Origin of the sequence: Paenibacillus glufosinatiresistens (assembly GCF_031470375.1) — a bacterium.
GTDB classification, from domain to species: domain Bacteria; phylum Bacillota; class Bacilli; order Paenibacillales; family Paenibacillaceae; genus Paenibacillus_AQ; species Paenibacillus_AQ glufosinatiresistens.
In genome coordinates this window covers 73,919-96,801 of record NZ_JAVFHT010000015.1, presented here as the reverse complement: position 1 = coordinate 96,801, position 22,883 = coordinate 73,919, and the positions used below count along the sequence as shown (strand labels likewise).

The 22,883-nt window shown below is 55.2% G+C and carries 19 protein-coding genes and 8 tRNA genes; 25 read left to right on the top strand and 2 right to left on the bottom strand.

Features of this window, described 5'->3' with window-relative positions; translation table 11 throughout:
- The 15 genes from RBI05_RS15100 to glmS all read left to right on the top strand — a co-directional run bounded on the left by RBI05_RS15100 (position 1) and on the right by glmS (position 11,611).
- Positions 1 to 76: transfer RNA gene (locus RBI05_RS15100), tRNA-Val, on the top strand.
- A gap of 56 nt (positions 77 to 132) precedes the next feature.
- Positions 133 to 207 (top strand) — tRNA-Gln (locus tag RBI05_RS15095).
- Between the two features lie 67 nt (positions 208 to 274).
- Positions 275 to 347, top strand: a tRNA-Lys gene (locus RBI05_RS15090).
- Positions 348 to 364: 17 nt separating this feature from the next.
- Positions 365 to 448, top strand: a tRNA-Leu gene (locus RBI05_RS15085).
- A gap of 7 nt (positions 449 to 455) precedes the next feature.
- Positions 456 to 530: transfer RNA gene (locus tag RBI05_RS15080), tRNA-Gly, on the top strand.
- A gap of 4 nt (positions 531 to 534) precedes the next feature.
- A tRNA-Arg gene (locus RBI05_RS15075) sits at positions 535 to 611 on the top strand.
- An 8-nt stretch (positions 612 to 619) separates the two neighbouring features.
- Positions 620 to 693: transfer RNA gene (locus RBI05_RS15070), tRNA-Pro, on the top strand.
- Positions 694 to 708: 15 nt separating this feature from the next.
- Positions 709 to 779 (top strand) — tRNA-Gly (locus tag RBI05_RS15065).
- A gap of 256 nt (positions 780 to 1,035) precedes the next feature.
- Positions 1,036 to 3,828 (top strand): phosphoenolpyruvate carboxylase, encoded by a 2,793-nt coding sequence (gene ppc / locus RBI05_RS15060; protein ID WP_150459915.1) that lies wholly within the window; start codon positions 1,036 to 1,038, stop codon positions 3,826 to 3,828.
- Positions 3,829 to 4,039: 211 nt separating this feature from the next.
- Complete coding sequence (sigW, locus tag RBI05_RS15055; protein ID WP_150459916.1) at positions 4,040 to 4,606, top strand: RNA polymerase sigma factor SigW; 567 nt, start codon at positions 4,040 to 4,042, stop codon at positions 4,604 to 4,606.
- 112 nt (positions 4,607 to 4,718) lie between these two features.
- Positions 4,719 to 5,333, top strand: coding sequence for a zf-HC2 domain-containing protein (locus RBI05_RS15050; RefSeq protein WP_310551715.1), 615 nt, complete (start codon positions 4,719 to 4,721; stop codon positions 5,331 to 5,333).
- Positions 5,334 to 5,544: 211 nt separating this feature from the next.
- A complete protein-coding gene (gene cdaA / locus RBI05_RS15045) occupies positions 5,545 to 6,375 on the top strand; it encodes a diadenylate cyclase CdaA (RefSeq protein ID WP_150459918.1) in 831 nt (276 codons plus the stop codon).
- Positions 6,368 to 7,837: a CdaR family protein gene (locus tag RBI05_RS15040; protein ID WP_310551714.1), complete on the top strand. Its 1,470-nt coding sequence runs from the start codon at positions 6,368 to 6,370 to the stop codon at positions 7,835 to 7,837. Before cdaA ends, RBI05_RS15040 begins: the two co-directional genes overlap by 8 nt.
- A gap of 99 nt (positions 7,838 to 7,936) precedes the next feature.
- A complete protein-coding gene (gene glmM, locus RBI05_RS15035) occupies positions 7,937 to 9,277 on the top strand; it encodes a phosphoglucosamine mutase (protein ID WP_310551713.1) in 1,341 nt (446 codons plus the stop codon).
- Between the two features lie 501 nt (positions 9,278 to 9,778).
- Positions 9,779 to 11,611, top strand: a complete 1,833-nt coding sequence (glmS, locus tag RBI05_RS15030) for a glutamine--fructose-6-phosphate transaminase (isomerizing) (protein ID WP_310551712.1) — start codon at positions 9,779 to 9,781, stop codon at positions 11,609 to 11,611.
- A 204-nt stretch (positions 11,612 to 11,815) separates the two neighbouring features.
- Here glmS and RBI05_RS15025 read toward each other — a convergent pair whose 3' ends face one another.
- Both RBI05_RS15025 and RBI05_RS15020 read right to left on the bottom strand, forming a co-directional pair.
- Positions 11,816 to 12,199: a tetratricopeptide repeat protein gene (locus RBI05_RS15025; RefSeq protein WP_408638339.1), complete on the bottom strand. Its 384-nt coding sequence runs from the start codon at positions 12,197 to 12,199 to the stop codon at positions 11,816 to 11,818.
- 96 nt (positions 12,200 to 12,295) lie between these two features.
- Complete coding sequence (locus RBI05_RS15020) at positions 12,296 to 12,841, bottom strand: TetR/AcrR family transcriptional regulator (RefSeq protein WP_310551710.1); 546 nt, start codon at positions 12,839 to 12,841, stop codon at positions 12,296 to 12,298.
- Positions 12,842 to 13,055: 214 nt separating this feature from the next.
- Between RBI05_RS15020 and RBI05_RS15015 the strand changes: the two genes are divergently transcribed.
- The 10 genes from RBI05_RS15015 (at position 13,056) to RBI05_RS14970 (ending at position 22,876) form a co-directional block, all read left to right on the top strand.
- Positions 13,056 to 13,919: an aldo/keto reductase gene (locus RBI05_RS15015; protein WP_310551709.1), complete on the top strand. Its 864-nt coding sequence runs from the start codon at positions 13,056 to 13,058 to the stop codon at positions 13,917 to 13,919.
- 21 nt (positions 13,920 to 13,940) lie between these two features.
- Positions 13,941 to 14,369, top strand: coding sequence for a cupin domain-containing protein (locus RBI05_RS15010; RefSeq protein WP_310551708.1), 429 nt, complete (start codon positions 13,941 to 13,943; stop codon positions 14,367 to 14,369).
- A gap of 53 nt (positions 14,370 to 14,422) precedes the next feature.
- Complete coding sequence (locus tag RBI05_RS15005; protein WP_310551707.1) at positions 14,423 to 14,875, top strand: methyltransferase domain-containing protein; 453 nt, start codon at positions 14,423 to 14,425, stop codon at positions 14,873 to 14,875.
- A 227-nt stretch (positions 14,876 to 15,102) separates the two neighbouring features.
- Positions 15,103 to 16,524 (top strand): ABC transporter substrate-binding protein, encoded by a 1,422-nt coding sequence (locus tag RBI05_RS15000; protein ID WP_310551706.1) that lies wholly within the window; start codon positions 15,103 to 15,105, stop codon positions 16,522 to 16,524.
- A gap of 61 nt (positions 16,525 to 16,585) precedes the next feature.
- On the top strand, positions 16,586 to 17,560 hold the full coding sequence (locus tag RBI05_RS14995; protein WP_310551705.1) for a carbohydrate ABC transporter permease: 975 nt from the start codon (positions 16,586 to 16,588) through the stop codon (positions 17,558 to 17,560).
- A 4-nt stretch (positions 17,561 to 17,564) separates the two neighbouring features.
- Complete coding sequence (locus tag RBI05_RS14990) at positions 17,565 to 18,419, top strand: carbohydrate ABC transporter permease (RefSeq protein ID WP_150459354.1); 855 nt, start codon at positions 17,565 to 17,567, stop codon at positions 18,417 to 18,419.
- A 58-nt stretch (positions 18,420 to 18,477) separates the two neighbouring features.
- Positions 18,478 to 19,446: a glycoside hydrolase family 43 protein gene (locus RBI05_RS14985; protein WP_408638338.1), complete on the top strand. Its 969-nt coding sequence runs from the start codon at positions 18,478 to 18,480 to the stop codon at positions 19,444 to 19,446.
- Between the two features lie 227 nt (positions 19,447 to 19,673).
- A complete protein-coding gene (locus tag RBI05_RS14980) occupies positions 19,674 to 20,591 on the top strand; it encodes an ABC transporter ATP-binding protein (RefSeq protein ID WP_310551703.1) in 918 nt (305 codons plus the stop codon).
- A 3-nt stretch (positions 20,592 to 20,594) separates the two neighbouring features.
- On the top strand, positions 20,595 to 21,767 hold the full coding sequence (locus RBI05_RS14975) for an ABC transporter permease (RefSeq protein ID WP_310551702.1): 1,173 nt from the start codon (positions 20,595 to 20,597) through the stop codon (positions 21,765 to 21,767).
- A 2-nt stretch (positions 21,768 to 21,769) separates the two neighbouring features.
- On the top strand, positions 21,770 to 22,876 hold the full coding sequence (locus RBI05_RS14970; RefSeq protein ID WP_310551701.1) for an ABC transporter permease: 1,107 nt from the start codon (positions 21,770 to 21,772) through the stop codon (positions 22,874 to 22,876).
- Positions 22,877 to 22,883: the final 7 nt, after the last annotated feature.

The following is a 22,883-nucleotide window of genomic DNA, read 5'->3' as shown; positions in this document are numbered from 1 at the left end:
GGAGGCTTAGCTCAGCTGGGAGAGCATCTGCCTTACAAGCAGAGGGTCGGGGGTTCGAACCCCTCAGCCTCCACCATTTTTGTTTCTGATATTCAGAAATGAATGTGGGCATCCTAGTTAGGTATCCGATGTTGGGGATTAGCCAAGCGGTAAGGCAACGGACTTTGACTCCGTCATGCATAGGTTCGAATCCTATATCCCCAGCCACTTCAGTTAGACGGTGGTTGAGTTTAGATGATGAATCCGATTATAATTCGGGGAACCCATCAGACATGAGCCATTAGCTCAGTTGGTAGAGCACCTGACTTTTAATCAGGGTGTCGAAGGTTCGAGTCCTTCATGGCTCACTTTTTCTTGTTTATCTGCGCGTGTGGCGGAATTGGCAGACGCACTAGACTTAGGATCTAGCGTCTTTGACGTGGGGGTTCGAGTCCCTTCACGCGCACCATATTTAAGCGGACGTGGCTCAGCGGTAGAGCATCGCCTTGCCAAGGCGAGGGTCGCGGGTTCGATTCCCGTCGTCCGCTCCATTTTGCGCCCTTAGCTCAGCTGGATAGAGCGTTTGACTACGAATCAAAAGGTCGGGAGTTCGAATCTCTCAGGGCGCGCCATTAAATAACGGGATGTAGCTCAGCTTGGTAGAGCACCTGGTTTGGGACCAGGGGGTCGCATGTTCGAATCGTGTCATCCCGATTCTTAGTTTCATATGCGGGTGTAGTTCAATGGTAGAACTCCAGCCTTCCAAGCTGGTAGCGTGGGTTCGATTCCCATCACCCGCTTACTCAATTTTTGACTGGCATAGACCTCTTGCTGCTTGCGGCAAGAGGTTTTTTCTGCAAAAGAAGCTTTTTCCGCCTATAAAAAATACTGCACACTCAAAAAAAGTGTTGTATAATCTTAAAGTCTGCACCGCTTTACCGCGCAACAAGGTGGAGATTAGGATTCATTTTATTGTATGATATGGGGTAAGTCTCACGATGAACGTCGGCATACGCCCGCATCGTGATTGATCGTTATAAGGATGGGGGGAGCAGCATGACCGAACTTACGACTGCCGTAAGCAAGAGCAACTCCAATAACTTGCTTCGGCGAGACGTACGGTTCCTGGGAAATATTTTGGGCGAAGTCTTGGTTCATCAAGGCGGTAATGAATTGCTGGAGATCGTGGAGAAGATTCGCGAGACGAGCAAATCGCTGCGTTCATTGTTTTTACCCGAACTGCATACGGAGTTTAAAGAGATGATCAGTTCACTAGATCCGGAGAACCGTCATCAGGTAATTCGTGCTTTTGCAATTTATTTTCAGCTCGTGAACATTGCCGAGCAGAATCATCGGATTCGCCGCAAACGCGATTACGAACGCTCGGCCGGCGAGACGGTGCAGCCGGGTTCGATTGAGAGCGCGGTTCAGGAACTGCGCGAACGGGGCTTCTCCCAAGAGGAAGTTCATGAGATTATCAGCGGTCTCTCACTGGAACTGGTCATGACCGCTCACCCGACCGAAGCGATGCGCAGAGCCATTCTCGACATCCACAAGCGCATTTCCGACGATGTGATGGGGCTGGATAATCCGACACTCACGTTCAGAGAACGGGAACAGCTCCGCGAGAAGCTGCTGAACGAAGTGATAACCCTGTGGCAGACCGACGAGCTCCGTGACCGGAAGCCGACTGTACTCGATGAAGTACGAAATGGGATGTACTACTTCCATGAGACGATTTTTCATGTGCTGCCAGAAGTGTACGCCGAGCTGGAACGCTGCCTGAGCAAGTATTATCCGGGGCAGAACTGGCATGTGCCGACCTATCTGCGATTCGGCTCCTGGATTGGCGGGGACCGCGACGGGAATCCGTCGGTCACAGCTTCCGTAACGCTTCAGACTATGCGGCTGCAGCGTATTCTGGCTATTCGGGAATATCAGCGCATTATGCGCGAGCTGATGAAGTATCTCAGCTTCAGCACCAGCATTATCAAGGTAACGCCGGAGCTGCAGGAGTCGATCGCCAAGGACCGTGCAGTCATTACGCTGGAACGGGGAGAGGCTTGGCGCAACGCCAATGAGCCTTACCGGATTAAGCTGAGCTATATGATCCACAAGACGCAGAGCGTGCTGGATGATGAGACCAAAGGGACGCCGCAGCGCTATGCGTCGCCGGAAGAGTTCATTGAAGACTTGAAGATTATTGACCGCAGTCTTCGTCATCACTATGCCGACTATGTCGCCGATACTTATATCAAGAAGCTTATCCGCCAGGTTGAGCTATTCGGATTCCATACAGCAACGCTGGATATCCGCCAGCACAGCAAGGAACATGAGAATGCGATGTGTGAGATTCTTCGGAAGATGAACATCGCGGAGGATTACTCTCAGCTGGAAGAGCACGAGAAGGTGAAGCTGCTGGAGCAGCTGCTGAACGATCCTCGTCCGCTGACCTCCCCGTACCAGACGTACACGGAGAGCACGGAGGAATGTCTGGAAGTGTACCGCACGGTATTCCGGGCTCAAGAAGAGTACGGGCAGAAATGCATCACTTCCTATCTGATCAGTATGGCCGAAGCGGCCAGCGACATCCTAGAGGTTATGGTATTCGCCAAGGAAGTCGGACTCTTCCGCAAAGACAATGACGGAACGGTCGTCTGCACGCTTCAGGCGGTACCGTTGTTCGAAACCATTGACGACCTGCACAACGCTCCGCAAATTATGCGTACTGTGTTGGATCTGCCGATTTACCGTCAGGCTGTCACGGCAATGAATGACCTTCAAGAGATCATGCTGGGTTATTCAGACAGCAACAAGGACGGCGGCGTGGTGACGGCCAACTGGGAGCTGCGCGTAGCGCTTAAGGAATTGACCGCTACCGCCGAGTCTTACGGAATCAAGCTGAAGTTCTTCCACGGCCGCGGAGGCGCTCTGGGCCGCGGAGGGATGCCGCTGAACCGCAGCATTCTGGCTCAGCCGCCTTCAACAATCGGCGGCGGCATCAAGATTACGGAGCAGGGCGAAGTAATCTCCTCCCGGTACTCCATGCAGGGGATTGCCTACCGGAGTCTGGAGCAGGCAACGTCGGCGCTCATTACGGCAGCCATCAATGCCAGAACGCCGCACAGCGATCTCTACGAAGCCAAATGGGAAGAAATCGTGGCCAAGATTTCGGAAGTATCGCTGAACAAGTATCAGGATCTGATCTTCCGCGATCCCGACTTCCTGTCCTTCTTCAAGGAATCGACGCCGCTTCCGGAAGTCGGAGAGCTGAATATCGGTTCCCGTCCGTCGAAACGGAAGAACAGCGACCGCTTCGAGGACTTGCGGGCTATTCCTTGGGTGTTCGCCTGGACGCAGAGCCGCTATCTGCTGCCTGCCTGGTATGCGGCAGGAACAGGGCTGCAGAGCTTCTATGACGGCAAGGAAGAGAATCTGAACATCCTGAAGCAGATGTATGAGAACTTCTCGTTCTTCACTTCACTGATTGATACGCTGCAGACGGCCATCGTCAAGGCGGATCTCATCATTGCCAAAGAGTATACGAAGATGTCCAAGAACGAGGAGGCGCGTCAGCGCATCTTTGGTTTCATTGAAGAGGAATTCCGGCTGACTTCCGAGCTGATTCTAAAGATCACCGGCCAGCAGGATATCCTCGATAATGTGCCGGTCATTCAGGAATCGATCCGGCTCCGCAATCCGTACGTCGATCCGCTTAGCTACTTGCAGGTACAGCTTCTGATGGAACTGCGGGCTCTGCGCGAGAACGACCAGGATGATCCGGAGCTGCTGCGGGAAGTACTGCTGACGATCAACGGGATTGCCGCAGGAATGCGCAATACGGGCTGATCGTTCAGCCTGCCGGCTCGCCGGCTGCCCGGCGGCACGAGGATAATCAGAACCGGTTCATCCGGGCGGCTTGGTACGCCGCCGGTTGAGCCGGTTCTTTTTCTAACATGCCTTGATTTTTGGCCAGTGTTGAATTACGATTTAATTGCTTGTGCGTTAGAATATGGGAGATTATACAACAAGGTGGCGGCAAGTCTGGGGGAGTTCACGGGTGGAGAATTTGGAAGGCAGGCTAACGAGGCTTGCCCTGAAGGGCGACCAAAGCGCTTTTGCCGAAATTGTAGAACTATATAAGGATCGCATTTATCATCTGGGCTACCGGATGTTGAACAATCGCCACGAGGCGGAGGATATTGTGCAGGAGACCTTCCTGCGGGTCTACCGCAATCTGGACCGATATGACGAGAAGCAGAAGTTCTCGACCTGGATCTACCGGATCGCCACGAACCTCTGCATTGACCGACTGCGCAAGCGCAAGCCGTCTTTCTCGCTGGATGCCGAGCTGCCGGATCAGGAAGGGCTTGACGGGTATTCGCTTATTCCAAGCGACAACGTCACGCCGGAGAGCGAGCTGCTGTTGTCGGAGACCCAGCAGATGATCCATGAGGCAATCGACAGCCTTCCGGTGAAATACCGGTCGGTAATGATTCTGCGGTACTTGCAGGATTTGTCTCTTCAAGAGATCAGCGAAGTGCTGGACATGCCGGTCACGACGATCAAGACGCGCGTTCACCGCGGGCGTGAATTTTTGCGGCAGAAATTAGGCCCCAAAATGTAAAAATGAAGGATTTCAAAATGAAACCTTCGACCGGCTGGCACGTATGAAGGGGAGCAAGCCCTTATCGCACCCGGTTCACAACTGAAATAGCTTCATGAAAGGATTGGCTCCTATGGAATGCAAACTGGCCGTCTCTATGATGCACGACTACCTGGACGACGACTTGCCCGGATCGCAGCAGCGGGAATTGAAGGAGCATCTTCTATCCTGTCCGGATTGCCGTGCGAAGTTCAAAGAGCTGGAACAGACGGATCTGCTGTTATTCTCCATGATGCACCATACGCCTACAGTATCGGATGACCTGATGGGCAAGATCATGGGTGCACTGCCTCCGGCAAAGAAAGAGAACCGGTTCCTTGCCTGGATCAAGAGCCACCCGGCTGTTACGGCCGCTTCGTTCTTCCTGCTGGTCATGCTGATGAGCACGCTCACCTTCCGCAATCAGGACAATCAGCTCGTGGTCAAAGGCAATGATCTGGATCAGGTGGTCATTCAGGGAGATACCGTGATCGTGCCGAACGGCACCAAGATTGCCGGCGATTTGACGGTGGAGAACGGGAAGACCCGGGTCTACGGCGAAGTCAACGGCAACTTGACTGTAATTGACGGTTCCTTGTACAAAGCGTCTACTGCCCAGATTTCCGGACAGGTGAAGAGCATAGACCAGACAGTGAGCTGGATTTGGTACAAACTCACGCATCTGTTTCCGGACGCGGTGTACCGTTAACTGAATCTCCGCCGAATGACGGCGGGTATGTTGGCGCCTCTTTCTAAGGAAAGCGGCGCTTCTTTAATTTGAGGGGCACCGGGCAGAGAATATTTGTCAGACGATGGGCTAAACTTGCAACATGGCCCTGAACGTTATAACCTAGAACTACAAATGAAAGCGAACCGATACATAAACCCAGCAAACTGAAGGCGACGGGGGTTTTCGCGAAATGAACTACTTTACGGACTTGACCTGGAAAGAGTCCATGAAAGATATCATCGATATTCTGATCGTCAGTTATATTATTTATAAAGTTCTCAATATGGTTCGCGGCACACGGGCGGTGCAGCTGCTCAAGGGGATTCTGGTCCTCGTGGTCATCTGGGCATTCAGCACGCTGCTGGATCTCTATACGCTCAAGTGGCTGATGAACCAGATGTTCACCTTCGGGGTGCTGGCCGTATTCATCATCTTCCAACCGGAGCTTCGGCGGGGGCTGGAGCAGCTGGGCCGGGGGAAGTTCTTTGGGCGCTCGTCGGAGAACGACGAGGAGATCAGCAAGTTAATCGGCGAAGTGATTAAGGCGGTTAATTATTTAGCTCGGCGAAAAATAGGGGCGTTAATTGTTTTTGAACGCGCCACAGGTCTCAATGAATATACGGAATCGGGCATTCCGATGCAATCCATGGTCAGTTCGGAGCTGCTGATCAATATCTTTATCCCGAATACACCGCTGCATGACGGAGCGCTGATTATGCAGGGCAACCAGATTGCGGCTGCGGCCTGCTATCTGCCCTTGTCGGAGAATCCGTTCATCAGCAAGGAGCTGGGCACCCGGCACCGGGCGGCCATCGGCATCAGCGAAGTGGCGGATTCCGTCTCGGTCGTAGTCTCGGAGGAGACCGGACAAATCTCGCTGGCCATGAACGGGCAAATTGTGCGCGATATTAAGGAAGAATCGCTGATCTCCAAGCTGTATGAGGAGCTTCGTTCCCATTCCGTGCTGAAGGAGAAGAGACGTCCCGCTTTCTGGAGAAAGGGGGAGAAACGCAATGGATAAATGGATGAACATGAACAACAACAATTTCAACAAAATCCTTGCGCTCCTCTTTGCCGTCATTCTGTGGACGATGGTTCATATCGACAACACCATGCCGGCCTCCCAGTCGGCGGCGCGAGTCGAATCCAAAATCATCGAGAACGTGCCGATCCAGGTATCGGGTCTCGATGAGGACAAGTATGTTATGGACCCGCTGGAGACGACTTCGGTCCGGCTGCAAGTTCAAGGGAAGAATAACGATATCAATTTCGTCATGTCCGACGCTTACAAGGTTACGCTGGATCTCAGCGAGGTACAGCCCGGCGTTAATACGATTCCGCTGCATTACCGGCTTCCCCGGGGCGTGAGCCTGATCGCGATGACGCCCGATGTGGTGACGGTGCGGATTGAACTCCGGAATACGAAGACGTTCCCGGTAACCGTCCGAACGGAAGGGGCGCAGGCGGAAGGGTATCTGCTCGGAACGCCGGTGATCCAGCCGGAAGGCGGAGCGAAGGTGACGCTGCCAACCAGCGACCTCAGCCGTGTAGCCAAAGTGGGAGGAACGGTCGAACTGGATGGCGAGAAGACTACGGTATCGGTTAAGAAAATGAAGCTCTATGCCTATGATGCCAACGGCAACGAGCTCAAGGATGCCCTGATCGAACCGGCTACCGTCTCGGTGGTGATTCCGATTACGCTCCCGTATAAGACGGTTCCGCTGGAATTCAGCTACACGGGACAGCTGGCGGATTCGCTCGTCCTGTCCAGTGTAACGCCTGAAATGGATAATGTGGTGGTATACGGCAGCGAAGCGGCACTGGCCTCCGTCAACGCCTGCGAGGCCGTGATTGATCTGGGGGCCATCCGGCAGAGCGGTGAAACGACGCTCACGCTGAAGCCGCGGCTGCCCGAGGGGACGGAGCGGGTAGAACCGGATACGGTTCAGGTCGCAATCAGCGTCTCGCAGTCCGCGCAGCGGACCATTTCGGACATTCCGGTAACACTTCAGGGAGTCGCCGCCGGCATAAAAGCTGCGGTGACCGCTCCCGAAGACCAGAAGGTGTCGCTCGAGCTGACAGGGGCTTCCTCGCTGCTGCAGCAGCTCTCGGCTTCCAGTATCAAGGCTGTAGCCGATGTGAGCGGGCTGGCCGCCGGCAAGCATGTTGTGCCGGTGCAGGTATCGCTGCCCCGCTTCGTGTCGCTGAGCCAGCCGGAGCAGCGGCTGACGGTAACGGTGGCGCTGAGCGAGAAGCCTGCGTCCGGCGGGCTGCCCAGCGCATCCCCGGAGGCGTCGGCCACGCCGGAGCCGCCAGCCGAGCCGGCAAGCGGGACAGAACCGACCGCCCCGGCGCCGACGGTATCGCCGGACGGCAAGCCTTCCGGGGCGGTTCCGTCCCCGAGCAGCACCAGCGAGGAGGAAGCGGGAGACGGCCCTGACCGCACAACGGTAGGCGAGGCGCCCGAAATGGTGCGGCCTTGAAGAGACCGGACTGAGAAGGAAAACACATTACGGCCGGGTCTTCATATGTTATCATGATGTCAGGCATTGAACTGAACAGCATATTAAAGGAGAGCAGATATGGGCAAGTATTTTGGAACGGACGGTGTGCGCGGAGTCGCGAACCGGGAATTAACGGCGGAGATGGCTTACAGCATCGGACGGTGCGGGGGCTATGTGCTCACAGGCAATGTGGAGAAGCCCAAAGTCGTCATCGGCATGGATACCCGGATCTCGGGCCCGCTGCTGGAGTCGGCGCTTGTAGCCGGCATGCTGTCGATCGGAGCGGAAGTGATTCGTCTGGGTGTTGTCACGACCCCGGCGGTAGCCTATATTACGCGTCTTCTTCAGGCAGATGCGGGGGTCATGATCTCCGCGTCGCATAATCCGGTAGAAGATAACGGCATCAAATTCTTCGGCGGAGACGGCTTCAAGCTCTCCGACGAGACGGAACTCCGGATCGAAGAGCTGATGGATGCCGAGCAGGACGAACTGCCTCGTCCGGTCGGTTCCGGTCTGGGAACGGTACGGGTGGATCTGGAGTCGAAGCTTCATTATCTGGATTATTTGAAGACAACGATCTCCGGCACGTTCGAAGGGCTGAAGATTGTGCTGGACTGCGCCCACGGTGCTGCGTATGAACTGGCGCCGCGCCTGTTCCGCGAGCTGGGAGCGGAGGTGCACGCCATCGGAGCGGAGCCGGACGGCCTGAATATCAACGACGGCTACGGCTCGACGCATCCCGGGAAGCTGCGGGAAGAGGTGCTGCGCCTGGGCGCCGATCTCGGTCTTGCCTTCGACGGCGACGCCGACCGGCTGATTGCCATCGACGACCAAGGCGATGAGGTAGACGGCGACTTCATTCTCTGCATCTGCGGCGATGCCATGAACCGCGCCGGCAAGCTGAAGGGCGGCACCGTGGTATCGACGGTGATGAGCAATATCGGCTTCTACAAGGCGACGGAGAAGCTGGAGCTGAAGACGGCCAAGACGGCTGTCGGAGACCGGTATGTGATGGAAGAAATGCGCCGCGGCGGTTATAACCTGGGCGGGGAGCAGTCCGGCCATGTGATTTTCCTGGATTACAATACGACCGGGGACGGCATTCTGACCGCAATCCAGCTTGTGGACACGCTTCGCGCTTCGGGCAAGCCGCTCAGCGAGCTGAAGGCAATGATGACGAAATATCCGCAGGTTCTGGTCAATGTGCGGGTACAGGACAAGACGAACTATCCGAACAATCCGGCCATTGAGGCCGCCATCCTTGAGGTGGAAGGGAAGCTCGGGGATAACGGCCGCGTGCTGGTCCGTCCTTCGGGTACGGAGCCGCTGATCCGCGTTATGGCGGAAGGCCCGGTGAAGGAAGACCTGGACCGCTATGTGGGACAGATTGTGGAAGTTGTCCAGCGCGAGCTGGTATAAGCGAGCTGTGCGAATATGGGACCGGCGGACTGCGCGTGAGCGCGGATTCGCCGGTTTTTTTGCATGCGACATTCGACCTATTTGATTGCCAAAGCGGCTCAGGGTGCATATAATAGACTAAGGCTTCATGATTCCGAAGGAGAAAGTGAGGATCGGGGTAGAGCAACGCAAGCGCCAGAGCTTGAACTGCGCGGGGGACTTCAGGGTCACGGCAGATTGAGCTGACGAGGTGGAGGTGTTCGAAATGTTCGGCGGGGACCTCCCGGTGATGCGCCAGAGCCGTAAGCGGGAACGGAAAATGAGCAGGGCAACCGCTCAGACAAAGCTTCCGCGGGCGCCGCACTTGTACGATTTAACAACGGGCAGGTGCATGAGTGATCGAAAGACAGCAGAGTGTATTGAAGGGACAACTGAATAACGCTTGTTCGCTGCGACATGCCGCACGGCACGTTTCTTTCCTCATGCCGCCCGAATACAACCAACTGGACGGAGGAAAATAGTATGTGTGGTATCGTGGGATATATTGGTAGTCGGGATTCGCAGGGAATTCTGGTGGAAGGATTGAAGAAGCTGGAATACCGCGGATACGATTCCGCAGGCATCGCCGTGTTCACCAAGGACGGTCTGCAGGTCGCGAAGGCCCAGGGACGTCTTGCCAATCTGGAGGAAAAGCTCGGTCATGCACCGCTGGCCGGCAGCGCCGGCATTGGTCATACCCGCTGGGCGACCCACGGCAAGCCGTCGGATGCCAATTCCCATCCGCACACGGACGAGAGCCACAAGTTCTCGGTCGTGCACAACGGAATTATTGAGAACTATCTGGAACTCAAGGAAGAGCTGATGGAGCAGGGCTGCCATTTCTCCTCCGAGACGGATACCGAAGTGATTTCTCATCTGATCGCACGCGAATATGAAGGGGACATCGTCAAGGCGGTGCAGAAGGCCATTACGTTCATGCGCGGAGCTTTTGCGCTGGGCGTGCTGACGGAGTATGAACCGGATAAACTGGTTGCTGTCCGCCAGGCCAGCCCGCTGATTATTGGCATCGGCGAAGGCGAGAACTTTATCGGATCGGATATTCCGGCACTGCTGGAATACACCCGGAACGTCTATATTCTGAACGACGGCGAAATGGCCGTTCTGACCCGCGATGCTGTCGAATTAATGACCATCGAGGGGAATTTTATTGCTCGGGAAATGATGACTGTCGATTGGGATGCCGTAACCGCAGAAAAAGGCGGCTTTGAGCATTTCATGATGAAAGAAATTCATGAGCAGCCGAAGGCTTACCGCGACACAATGCGCGGACGGGTCAATGCCGAAGGCAACCGCGTCATTCTCTCCGAGCTGAACCTGACGGAAGAGCAGATCAAGAACATCACGAACATTCAGATCGTGGCCTGCGGAACGGCTTATCATGCCGGTCTGGTTGGACGCAATATGATTGAAGGACTGGTGCGCATTCCCGTAGAGAATGATATCGCTTCGGAGTACCGTTACCGTTCGCCGATCGTATCGCCGAGCACACTGGTCATAGTCGTGAGCCAATCCGGCGAGACGGCCGATACGCTGGCTGCGCTGCGTGAAGGCCATGCCGGCGGCGCTCATGTGCTGGCCATTACGAATGTAGTGGGCAGTTCGATCGCCCGTGAGGCCGACAGCGTGCTGGTTACCCAGGCGGGGCCGGAGATTGCGGTCGCTTCCACCAAAGCTTATACCTCGCAGGTTATTGCGTTCGCGCTTCTGGCTCTGTATCTAGCGGAAGTCCGCGGTACGCAGTCTGAGGAGCAGGTAAAGGCCACTCTGGACGCTATGAACGAACTGCCAGAGCAGGTAGAAGAGGTGCTGGCCCAGAAGGAAGCCATCAAGCTGTATGCCGAGTCGATTGCCGAGCATGACCACCTGTTCTTCCTCGGACGGGGCGTTGACTGGGCCGTTGCTCAGGAAGGCTCGCTGAAGCTGAAAGAGATCTCTTATATCCACTCCGAAGCCTATGCCGCCGGCGAACTGAAGCACGGTACACTGGCGCTGATCGAAGAGGGCATTCCGGTAATCGCTCTGGCGACCCAGGAGTCGGTGCTCGAGAAGACGATCAGCAACATCAAGGAAGTTAAGGCCCGCGGCGCCGACGTTCTGGCGATCACCGACGAAGCTCACGTCAACGACGTGCTGAAATCCGTCGATCAGGCTTTTGTCATTCCGAAGACCCTGCCGCTGCTGACTCCGGCTCTGTCGGTTGTTGTCACCCAACTGCTGGCCTACTACGCCTCCCTGGCGCTGCAGCATGACGTCGATAAGCCGAGAAACCTGGCGAAGAGTGTGACGGTGGAGTAGGAGAAGTTTTGAGGGGACAGCAGGTGTCCGGTAAGACGGATACCTTCACATTGCATGAGCCTCTTTTATAACAGAATTAGTGAATGGAAGAATATCATAATGGCTTCGCCCCTCTGCTTAGAAGGGCGAAGCCATTATTCATTTTCCGGAAAATGTCTGGGTATCGTTCAGTGCGCTACAAGCCGCCTCTGGTAACTTGACCTGTTAAATCTTCAAGATGGTCTCCAAAAACGCCAGATACTTGGGGTCGTCTTCCATAAAGATCGCAATACCGCCGCCCATGTAAGCCCGGGTGAGCTCGTCGGCGGCCTTGGTATGGTTCCCCTGTTCGTAATATAACTGTCCCAGCCGAAGGTGAATGTAGGGGTTACCCAGCCCATTCGGGCAGCGTACAGCATTATAGAAGGACTTGAAGGCCTTATCATAGTTCTTCATCCGGTAGTGGGCATCCCCGATCGCCACATAGATCCAGGTAGCGGCTTCCCATTCTTGAGGGTTGTCCGGCAATAGGCGGAGGGCGGCCAGATAATTTTGCTTGGCGGCATTGAGATTGCCCGTTCTCATGAACGCGTCGCCTTGTGTACACAGAGCCTTGATGGCGGAATAAGTAGAATCCGAAAGCTGCACAGCGATCTCTCCTGTTCTAGTGGATGGGATAATTAAAAGGGCCGAAGAGGATGGCCTTCAGAAATTTCGGTCCAGCAGGATTCCGGTTTGCTCGGCCATGACGCGCGGCGGTAAGGGCATGCCGTTCTTGAACCACCATTCCACCGCGCCCACAATTGCTGCGCCAAAAAACTGAAGGATTATCTCCTCGTTCAATCCTTGATTCTTGCCTTCGGCAACGTCAATTTCCGCATGGTACTCTTCAATGACAAGGTCCAGGAATTGACTGCGGAAGAAAGCGGCGCTTTTGGTAGTGAGCATGGTTGAGAAGAACAGATGTTTATCCGCGAAGTATTCGAACCAGATATAATTCCCTTCTTGGAAAGTCAGATCGGATGCAGAATGGCATAGTTCGCGAAGATTGTGGATATGTTCTTCGATGATTTGATCAAGCAAGTCGTATTTATCCAGGTAATGAAGGTAGATAGTACCCCGGTTCACATTTGCCCGCTCGGCAATATCCTTGATGGTAATTTCCTCGAAGCTGTGTTCCGTCATTAATTCAAGAAGCGACTTCTTGATTGCCTCCTGTGACTTGATTACCCGTCGATCCACTTTGGCCATCTCACTCTTCACCCTTCCCAGATAATCGGCAATTCGCAAGGAAGTGTTCATTAATCTACACCATCCGGGGAATTGATTATTGCAGGCTTTCGGTTTCTGCTTAGAATTATAAACATGAGTTGATTAAACAATCAATGTTCGTTTTGTTTGGCACTGTATCTGTGCCGGAGATCTTAGACAAACCGCCTATAATCTATACAAGGAGAAGAAAAGCATGTTTAACGAAACGTTCAAATTAACCAATGGAATCGAACTTCCCAAATTGGGTCTTGGCACTTGGCTGCTTGATGACAAGCAGGCTGCACAGGCTGTGCGGGATGCGGTATCCATCGGCTACCGCCATATCGACACCGCGCAGGCATACGGCAACGAAGCCGGTGTAGGAGAAGGCGTCCGTACCTGCGGGGTGCCCAGGGAAGAGCTTTTTATCACGACAAAGGTAGCAGCCGAATTAAAAGACGCGGACGCCGCTGCGCAGTCCATTGAGGCCTCTTTATCACAACTGGGACTGGAGGACTTGGACCTGCTGATTATTCACAGCCCGCAGCCTTGGAATCAGTTCCGGGAAGCGAATCGCTATTTTGACGAGAATAAAAGAGTGTGGAGAGCGCTGGAGACCGCTTATAAGGCCGGCAAAGTTAAGGCCATCGGCCTTTCCAACTTCCTTCAGGACGATGTGGAGAATATTCTGTCCAGCTGTGAGATCAAGCCGATGGTCAATCAGATTCTGGCCCATGTGGGCAATACGCCGCTGGAACTGATTGAATTTTGCCAAAAGAATGACATCGCAGTAGAGGCGTATTCCTCTATTGCCCATGGCGCCATTCTGGACCATGCGGAGATGAAAGTCATCGCGGACCGGTACGGCGTTTCGGTCGCCCAGCTTAGCCTGCGTTATGGCATTCAGCTAGATCTGGCGGTGCTGCCCAAGACGGCAAATCCGGATCATATGAGAAACAACGCAGAGCTTGATTTTGTAATCGGCGATGAAGATATGGAGACGCTGAAGCATATGGAGCGCATCCGGGATTACGGCGAGCACAGCTTTTTCCCGGTATTCGGCGGAAGAATGCAGTAATGCGATAGGGGAGGAGTTCATATGGCCAAGCATGAAGAGGTAAAAAACGGGGTGATTTTCCCGTCGGGACCCCCAAATGGCGCCTACGCCCAATTTTTTGTCGGGCAAAGCTATTTGCAATCTTTGGTTTCGGATCCTGACCTTAATGTAGGTGTTGGAAATGTGACTTTTGAACCCGGGTGCAGAAATCATTGGCACATTCACCGGAACGGATATCAGGTGCTGCTGGTAACCGGCGGCGAAGGCTGGTACCAGGAAGAAGGGAAACCTGCGCAATTTCTGCAAGCCGGAGATGTGGTGGTGACCCATGACGGCGTTAAACACTGGCATGGCGCTGCCAAAGACAGCTGGTTTGAACATCTCGCGATTACCGCAGGCACGCCCGAATGGCTGGAGCCCGTATCGGACGAGCATTACAGCAAACTTATCGAGCCCACCCGTTGTATCTAACTGGATAACTCACTCTATTAAAAGTTTGATATAGCTTGAAAGAGAGAATGACAATGACCGACTTGCGCTTCAAGTTTGACGAGGACCCGCTGAATTATGATCGATCCCGTCCTGCCTATACGGAGGCCATGTTCGAGGATATCATCCATTACGCGTCGCTGGACAAGTCCAAGGAGGCGCTGGAGATCGGGGTGGGAACGGGCCAGGCCACGCTTCCGTTTCTGAGGACCGGCTGCAGGGTTACGGCCGTGGAGCTGGGCGGAAATATGGCCCGGTTTGTGAGGGACAAGTTCGCCGAATATGCGAATTTTCAGGTTCTGCATACCGATTTTGAGAGCTATGAGGGTCGTTCCGGGTCGTTTGATTTCATCTACTCGGCGACGGCGTTTCAGCAGGGAATTGCAGCCGCCATCGAAGGTTGCGGCCAGAAGCTGCATATCGACGATACCATCGACCTGTATTTAGCGACAAAAGAAAGTGGAGCGGCGCATCCGCCGCTTCGATGAAACAGCCGAGGCGGCTCCAGCCGAGCGCTTGCTGTAGGATTGCCGAGTTATCCAGGAATTCTGGAATAACTCGGCTTTTTTGCGTTCTCATGAAAGCGCGTTTATTGGAAATCCAATAAAAGTAGAATTTCTCCCAATGACCGTTTCCTTACGCTCCCAGAGGAACACCTCTATAATTATGAATGCGGTTACAAAAACCACGCTTTATACAAAAGGGGAGGCAAAGTATGAAAAGCATGAAACGTCTGGTTGCCGGTATTTCTACGGTGCTTGTAGTGTCTTCAGCTCTTACGGCCTGCGGCGGTAACAACAACAACAATTCCAACTCCAACTCGTCTTCGGGCGCAGCGGGCGCCAGCGCGGCTCCGGCAGCGTCGGCAGCGGCTCCGGCCAAGGGATCGGGCGAGAAGGTCACAATCAACCTGTGGAGCTTCACGAATGAAATTCCGGATATGGCGAAGAAATACAAGGAACTCCATCCGGATGCGAATGTAGAGTTCAAAACAACGGTAATCGCAACGACCGACGGCGCTTATCAGCCGGCGCTGGACCAGGCGCTGGCCGCCGGAGGCAAGGACGCTCCGGACATCTATGCAGCGGAATCGGCCTTCGTTCTCAAATACACGCAGGGCGACGCTTCCTCGTATGCCGCCAACTATTCCGATCTCGGTCTGGATGACAAGATGGTCAAGGATGCAGGCATCGCCCAGTATTCGGTTGATATCGGCAGCAAGGACGGCCAACTGAAAGGACTTGGCTATCAAGCGACTGGAGGCGCATTCATTTACCGCCGTTCCCTCGCGAAGGAAGTCTTCGGAACGGATGATCCTTCCAAGATCAAGACGGAAGTGGGACCGGGCTGGGATAAGTTCTTCGAAGCCGCGGCCAAGCTGAAAGCGAAAGGATATGCGATCGTCTCCGGCGACGGCGACATCTGGCATCCGATCGAGAACAGCTCCGACAAGGGCTGGATTGTTGACGGCAAGCTGCACATCGATCCGAAGCGCGAACAGTTCCTGGACTACTCCAAGAAGCTGAAAGACAACGGCTACCACAATGATACGACCGACTGGACAGAAGGCTGGTACGCCGATATGTCCGGCACCGGCGCCAAGCCGGTATTCGGATTCTTCGGCCCGGCATGGCTCATTAACTACACGATGAAAGACCAGGTTAAGACGACGAACGGCGACTGGGCCATTACCGAACCGCCGACCGGCTTCTTCTGGGGCGGCACCTGGCTGCTCGCGAACAAGGATGTCGTGAAGGATGATGCCAAGAAGCAAGCTGTGGCAGATTTCGTGAAATGGGTAACGCTGGACACTTCCGAGACCGGTCTCCAGTATCTGTGGGCCAACGGCACCATGAAGGCAGGCGAACAGGGCACGAAAGACAGCGTCGCTTCCTCCGTCGTCATGTCCAAGTCCAACGGCGAAGTTCCGCTGCTCGGCGGACAGAATATGTTCGACGTCTTCGTTCCGGCCAACGCCAACGCATCCGGTAAGAACCTGACCCAGTACGACGAAACGATCAACAAGCTCTGGCGCGATCAGGTGCGTGAGTACACGGCAGGCAACAAGAGCCGCGACGACGCCATCGCCACCTTCAAACAGCAGGTCAAAGACCAGCTTGATATCGACAGCGAATAACAAGGAGTCGAAGGGGCGGGAAGCTATCCCGCCCTTTCCCATTAATCCGTGAGGTGAGAGCATGCGCCGCAAAGGTGTGAACTATTCGAAGTACGGCTACATTTTTACCCTGCCGTTTGTCCTGGCTTTTCTCGTATTCTCGCTCTATCCGATCCTGTACACTGCGCTGATCGGCTTCACCGATATGAAGGGCCTGATTCCCAAGCCGATTCATATCCTGGATAACCCGTTTCAGAACTTCAAGGATCTGCTGTATCACAACCCGACGTTCATCAAGTCTCTGAAAAATACGGGTCTGCTCTGGGTAATCAACTTCGTTCCCCAGATTGTGCTCGCGCTTCTGCTTACCGCCTGGTTCACCAACAAGCGGCTGAACATCAAAGGCCAGGGAGCTTTCAAGGTTCTGCTCTACATGCCGAATATCATTACAGCGAGTACCATTGCGGTGCTCTTCAGCAGTTTATTCGCCTATCCGATGGGCCCGATTAACAGTCTGTTTCAATCGCTGGGATGGTCCGACGCCCCGATCTTCTTCCTTCAGGATAAGACGACGGCCCGGGGTATCGTGGCATTCATCCAGTTCTGGATGTGGTACGGCAACACGATGATCGTTCTCGTTGCAGGTGTAATGGGCATCAATCCGGCCCTCTTTGAGTCCGCGGCGATTGACGGAGCGAACGGCATTCAGACGTTCTTCCGCATCACGCTGCCGAGTCTTCGCACGATCCTGCTGTTCACGCTGATTACATCGATGGTGGGCGGTCTGACGATGTTCGATATTCCGCAGCTGTTCCTCGCAGGCGGTCCGGACGACTCTACGCTTACCACGTCCATGTTTATTTACGGTCAGGCCTTCAAGGGAAGCTACATGTACAACAAGGCTGCGGCTGCAAGTATGATTATGTTCCTGATTACGGCGGTATTGTCGGCTGTGCTCTTCTATCTGATGCGCGACCGCGATGCCGGCCGATTGAAGAAAGCCGAGAAATTGAGACGGAGAGCGGCAGCACAGGCAGCAGCCGTAAGGGAGGTGTAGACCGATGGAGAGAGTTGAGAAGACAGGTACCTTCAACCGGAAATTGACCAAAACGATCATCTATGTGGTCTGCATCGGCCTGGCGCTGCTCAGCATTCTTCCGTTCTGGATTATGTTCGTGAACGCCACGCGTTCTACACCGGAAATCCAGAGCGGCGTCTCGCTGATTCCTTCCAGCCATATGATGACCAACCTGCATGTGCTGCTCGACAAGAGCTTTGACCCGATTAAAGGCTTTCTGAACTCCTTTATTATTTCCAGCTCGGCGACGATCTGCACCGTCTACTTCTCTTCGCTGACGGCCTATGGCCTGGTCGCCTACGACTGGAAGCTGCGGGGTCCGTTCTTCACCTTCATTCTGTGCGTCATGATGATTCCGGCCCAGGCCAGCGCCATCGGCTTCTACCAGTTCATGTACAAACTGCACTGGACGAACAGCTTCCTGCCGCTCATCCTGCCCGCAATTGCGGCGCCGGCGGTCGTCTTCTTCATGCGCCAGTACTTGCTGGCGACCCTGTCGCTTGAGATCGTTGAGGCGGCCCGCGTGGACGGCTCCGGCGAATTCAAGACGTTCAACCGGATTATTCTGCCGCTGATGATGCCGGCGGTGGCGACGCAGGCCATCTTCGCCTTTGTCGGCAATTGGAACAACCTGTTCATGCCGCTGATCCTGCTGACGCAGAAGGAGAAATACACCATGCCGATTATGGTCAGCCTGCTGCGCGGGGATATTTACAAGACGGAATTCGGCTCGATCTATATGGGCCTTTCCCTGACGGCGCTGCCGCTGTTCGTCGTGTACTTCCTGCTGTCCCGTTATATTATCGCCGGCGTTGCGCTCGGCGGCGTCAAAGAGTAAGCATCTACTCCATTAGGCTTCTTAGCGCTTGATACCGACATTCAAGGAGGAATACCGAATCGTGGCTGAGTTCAACCAACCGCTAGTTACCCATATCTTCACTGCCGATCCGTCCGCCCATGTGTTCGAGGGCAAGCTGTATATCTATCCCTCGCACGACATTGATCATGACGGACCGACGAACGACAACGGCGACCAGTATCAGATGGAGGACTACCATGTGCTCTCCATGGACGGTCCGGACGCGCCCTGCGTCGATCACGGGCTCGCGCTGCACGTGCGGGACGTAGCCTGGGCTTCCGAACAGATGTGGGCGCCGGATGCCGCCTGCCGGAACGGCATGTATTATCTGTTCTTCCCGGCCCGCGACAAGGACGGCATCTTCCGGATCGGGGTCGCCACTTCGGCTTCTCCGGCCGGTCCGTTCCGGGCCGAAGCGAATTACATCGACGGCAGCTTCAGCATTGATCCGGCCGTGTTCATCGACGAAGACGAACGCGCGTACATGGTCTTCGGCGGACTGTGGGGCGGACAGCTGGAGAAGTGGAAGACCGGCGAGTACCAGGCGGACGCCGCGGAGAAAGAGCCGGGCGAACCGGCTTTTGGCCCCCGGATGGCCGAACTGACGGAAGACCTGCTGGCCTTCAAGGCCGCACCGCAGGAGATCAGCATCGTGGACGGAGCGGGCCAGCCGCTTCTGGCAGGGGACGAGGACCGGAGATATTTTGAAGGCCCCTGGATGCACAAGTACAACGGCAAGTATTATTTGTCGTATTCGACAGGAACCACCCACAAGATTGTCTACGCCGTCAGCGACAAGCCTTTCGGCCCCTATGTGTTCCAGGGAACGATCCTGGAGCCGGTGGTAGGCTGGACGACGCATCATTCCATTGTGGAGTTCGAAGGCAAGTGGTATCTGTTCTATCATGACGCCTCGCTGTCCGGCGGAGTGGACCACAAGCGCTGCGTGAAATTCACCGAGATCCAATATGACGAGCAAGGACGGATTCTGCCGGTTCAGCTGTAGCTGAAAGGGCGCATCCGGCCGGAAGTGAAGAGCAAGAACAGGCAAAGCCCCGGGGGGAAGCTCCCGGGGCCTTGCTGCGTTTACGCCGCCCGCGTATTCATCATTGCAGCGAATCCATACACTTAGGATGTCAAAATCGCGTGTTATTACCGAAAGGATTAGCCGGTCCCAAGGGGTGCTAGATTAGAGGTAGACCAAAAGACATTCTAAACGGGAGGCTATAACGAATGGGAACCGTTTTTGCGGGGAAGGAAATTGAATTCAGCTATAACCAGAAGAAACCGGTGCTCAACCGGTTGTCGCTGTCCATCGGAGAGAAACAAATCTTCGGTCTGTTGGGACCGAACGGAGCCGGGAAGTCCACCTTGACCAAGGTCATGCTGGGACTCGACAAGCCCCGGGGCGGGACGATTCAGTGGTTCAACGAACGCCTGAACGCCAGCACGAACAAGCGGGTCGGCTACGTTCCGCAGGATCTGGCCCTGATGTACGACTTGTCCGCTTACGACAATGTCATGTTCTTCGGCAAGCTGTACGGGCTGAAGGGAGAGAAGCTGAAGAAGCAGATCCAGTTCGCGCTCGAATTCGTCGGCCTCTGGGAAGAACGGGCGCAGAAGCCCAAGAAATTCTCGGGCGGCATGAAGCGGAGACTGAACATCGCGTGCGGCATCGTGCACAACCCGGATGTCATTATCCTCGACGAGCCGACCGTTGGCGTCGATCCCCAGTCCCGCAACCGCATCCTGGACGCCATCCTTGAGCTGAACCAGCTCGGAACCACCGTCGTGTACATCTCGCATTACATGGAAGAGGTCGAGAAGATCTGTACGCATGTCGGAATTATCGACAAAGGGCGCCTGCTCTGCCAGGGCGAGCTGGGCGACATTATTGAGGAATTCACCGACGAAGCGGTCATCCGCCTGGAGCTGCAGAAGAAGAAGGCGCATTACGCCGAGCAATTGAAGCCGTTCACCGTTCTGGAGTCTGAAGAACCCTACATCCATCTCAGCATGCCCAAGCATGACGTCCATTTCATCAGTCGGATCAAGGAAGCGTTCGGGGACGACGTCAAAAGCTTCCAGTATGTCTCGCCGAACCTGGAGCAGGTGTTCTTCAAACTAACCCAAAAGAATCTGAGGGATTAAGCCATGTGGACCATATTTATAACGAGCATGAAACGAAAGGTCAAGAATCCGGTCGTGATCGTGAACTACATTCTTCTGCCGCTCCTGTTGATCGTAATCCTCGGCAACGCGCTGTCCGGGGTGTTCGACAGCAAAGACGAGCCGGAGACGAAATCGTCCGCTGCCGACCGCGTGAAGACCGTGGTGATCAACGAGGACAAGGGGCAGGCGGGACAGCAGATCGTTGCTTTTCTGAAAGGGGAAGCCAACCGATCGCTGCTGGAGGTTCAGACCGGAACGAATGACGCCGCAGCCAAGCAGCTGCTGAAGGACGGCAAGGCCGAGCAGTACATCCATATTCCGGCCGGGTTGTCCCAAGGGACGGCGGGCGCCGAGGGGGTAACCGTATACGGGAAGGATTCCGACATTGAGAAAATCAAGGTAACGGAGCTGACGCTCTCGGCGTTCTCCGACGGTTATCTGGCCATGAAGCTGTCCAAGGCGGAGAATCCCGCCGCAGCTTACACCCATGCCTATGCTCCGCTGCTGAAAGATCCGCAGCAGGCCGCAGCCGCAAGCGCTCCGGCAGCCGGGACTAAGGCCAAAGAGGCGTCCGGCGTCTCCGCCATCAGCTATTACGGCGTAACGATGCTCGTGCTGATTCTCGTCTACGGACTGGCCAATACGATGAACTTCGTGAAGGAAGAGTACAGCGAGGCGCTGGGCGAGCGCTATCTGGTGTCGCCTGTCTCCCGGGTAGGCCTTATCATGGGGCAGTTCCTGACGGGGTGCAGCATCACGGTGCTTCAAGGACTGATTATCGTACTGTGCGCCAAATGGTTCTTTCAGGCGGATTACGGGAACAGCCTGCTGTTCGTCTTCTTCATCATCCTCGCCGGCTCGATCTTCTTCAATGCCCTCGGGCTTCTGCTCGGCGTAATCAGCCGCCGGGTCAAGCAGCTGGACGGAGTGGTTACGATTCTGATTCCGGCGATGACCTTTATCGGCGGCGGGTTTATCAAGATGGATATGGGCGAGCTGAGAGAGCTCAGCATCAATGAGATTTTTCAGCAGCCGCTGTTCGATTATATGCAGCAGGGCATCGTGAAGCTGATGCCGGTGTACGGCGCATTGGGCTACGCGTTCGTATTCATGGCCGTCTCGGTATTCCTGCTGTCGCGGAAAGGGGTCCGGTAAAGATGCGGGTGTTCGAACTCTACATGAAGCGGATCATCAGACGCAGGATGACCCTGATTCTGATTCTCGTTCTGCCGATTGTCTTCACGTATTCCGTCGTGGCGCAGTATAAGCAGGCGCAGCAGGTAACGCTGACGCTGTACGCCAAGGACGCCGCTGTCGGGGCTTATGTAACCGGGATGCTGGAGAAGCAGGACGTTATCGTCAAGCAGGCCGATTCCAGAGAAGAGGCCGCAGACAGCAGCTCGAATCTCGGCGTGGTGCTGACGCAGTCGGCGTCCGAGGTGTACAGCGGCAAGGGGGCAGTGACGGCCCTGAAATACGCGAAGGAGCAGTCCTTCAATTCCAGCTCGCTCGAGGTCAAGATCAACAGTGTGCTGTCGGTGATGCAGACGCTGGCGCGCAATGCTCCGGACGAGGGCGCTTTTGCCGCCAGTCTCAAGAAGGCGGCGGAGGCCAAGCCGGCCATCGAGGTTCACCGCAGCATCCTGGGCAACCCGAACGCGGTCGTGCTGACGAGCTCCTTCAATATGATCGTCTTCATCATCATGTTCCTGACGATGACGAACACGATGCTCTTCCTCGGGGATAAAGTGCACACGACGACGCAGCGCATTCTGCTAGCCGCCTACAGCAAGCTAAGCTATTACATCCAGACGGCCGCCGTGTTCGCCGTCGTCGGCGTCGTGCAGTTCCTCATTATGATCGGCCTGCTGACCGCCGTCTTCCGGATCGAACTGACTCTCTCGCCGGTTCAGCTGCTGCTGCTGATCCTGGCCTACGGTCTGCTGAACGTCGTCGCCGCCGGCATCGGGCTCCTTCTCGTCAGCCGCACGACCGGCAATGCGACAGGCCGGCTGCTGATCTCGGTGGTCTGTCTGCCGATGGCCATGCTGGGCGGGACGCTGTGGCCCAGCTCGATTATGCCGGAGAGCATGCAGCGGCTGGCCCGGATTCTGCCGACCAACTGGATCACCGAGGTGAATGCCGAGATGTTCAGCGGGTTCGGCCGGCATGCCGGAGAGATTGCTCTTCATATCGGCAGCCTGGGCGTGCTGGCGGTGCTGTTGTTCCTTCTGCTGATGCGGGTCCGCACAGAGAATATTTAGGGAGAGA

What these genes read in the sequence shown, in the direction of transcription:
- ppc (WP_150459915.1), top strand. Translation starts at nt 1,036, where the DNA reads ATGACCGAACTTACGACTGCCGTAAGCAAGAGCAACTCCAATAACTTG.
- RBI05_RS15050 (WP_310551715.1), top strand. Translation starts at nt 4,719, where the DNA reads ATGGAATGCAAACTGGCCGTCTCTATGATGCACGACTACCTGGACGAC.
- cdaA (WP_150459918.1), top strand. Translation starts at nt 5,545, where the DNA reads ATGAACTACTTTACGGACTTGACCTGGAAAGAGTCCATGAAAGATATC.
- RBI05_RS15040 (WP_310551714.1), top strand. Translation starts at nt 6,368, where the DNA reads ATGGATAAATGGATGAACATGAACAACAACAATTTCAACAAAATCCTT.
- glmM (WP_310551713.1), top strand. Translation starts at nt 7,937, where the DNA reads ATGGGCAAGTATTTTGGAACGGACGGTGTGCGCGGAGTCGCGAACCGG.
- glmS (WP_310551712.1), top strand. Translation starts at nt 9,779, where the DNA reads ATGTGTGGTATCGTGGGATATATTGGTAGTCGGGATTCGCAGGGAATT.
- RBI05_RS15020 (WP_310551710.1), bottom strand. Translation starts at nt 12,841, where the DNA reads ATGGCCAAAGTGGATCGACGGGTAATCAAGTCACAGGAGGCAATCAAG.
- RBI05_RS15015 (WP_310551709.1), top strand. Translation starts at nt 13,056, where the DNA reads ATGTTTAACGAAACGTTCAAATTAACCAATGGAATCGAACTTCCCAAA.
- RBI05_RS15010 (WP_310551708.1), top strand. Translation starts at nt 13,941, where the DNA reads ATGGCCAAGCATGAAGAGGTAAAAAACGGGGTGATTTTCCCGTCGGGA.
- RBI05_RS15005 (WP_310551707.1), top strand. Translation starts at nt 14,423, where the DNA reads ATGACCGACTTGCGCTTCAAGTTTGACGAGGACCCGCTGAATTATGAT.
- RBI05_RS15000 (WP_310551706.1), top strand. Translation starts at nt 15,103, where the DNA reads ATGAAAAGCATGAAACGTCTGGTTGCCGGTATTTCTACGGTGCTTGTA.
- RBI05_RS14995 (WP_310551705.1), top strand. Translation starts at nt 16,586, where the DNA reads ATGCGCCGCAAAGGTGTGAACTATTCGAAGTACGGCTACATTTTTACC.
- RBI05_RS14990 (WP_150459354.1), top strand. Translation starts at nt 17,565, where the DNA reads ATGGAGAGAGTTGAGAAGACAGGTACCTTCAACCGGAAATTGACCAAA.
- RBI05_RS14980 (WP_310551703.1), top strand. Translation starts at nt 19,674, where the DNA reads ATGGGAACCGTTTTTGCGGGGAAGGAAATTGAATTCAGCTATAACCAG.
- RBI05_RS14975 (WP_310551702.1), top strand. Translation starts at nt 20,595, where the DNA reads ATGTGGACCATATTTATAACGAGCATGAAACGAAAGGTCAAGAATCCG.
- RBI05_RS14970 (WP_310551701.1), top strand. Translation starts at nt 21,770, where the DNA reads ATGCGGGTGTTCGAACTCTACATGAAGCGGATCATCAGACGCAGGATG.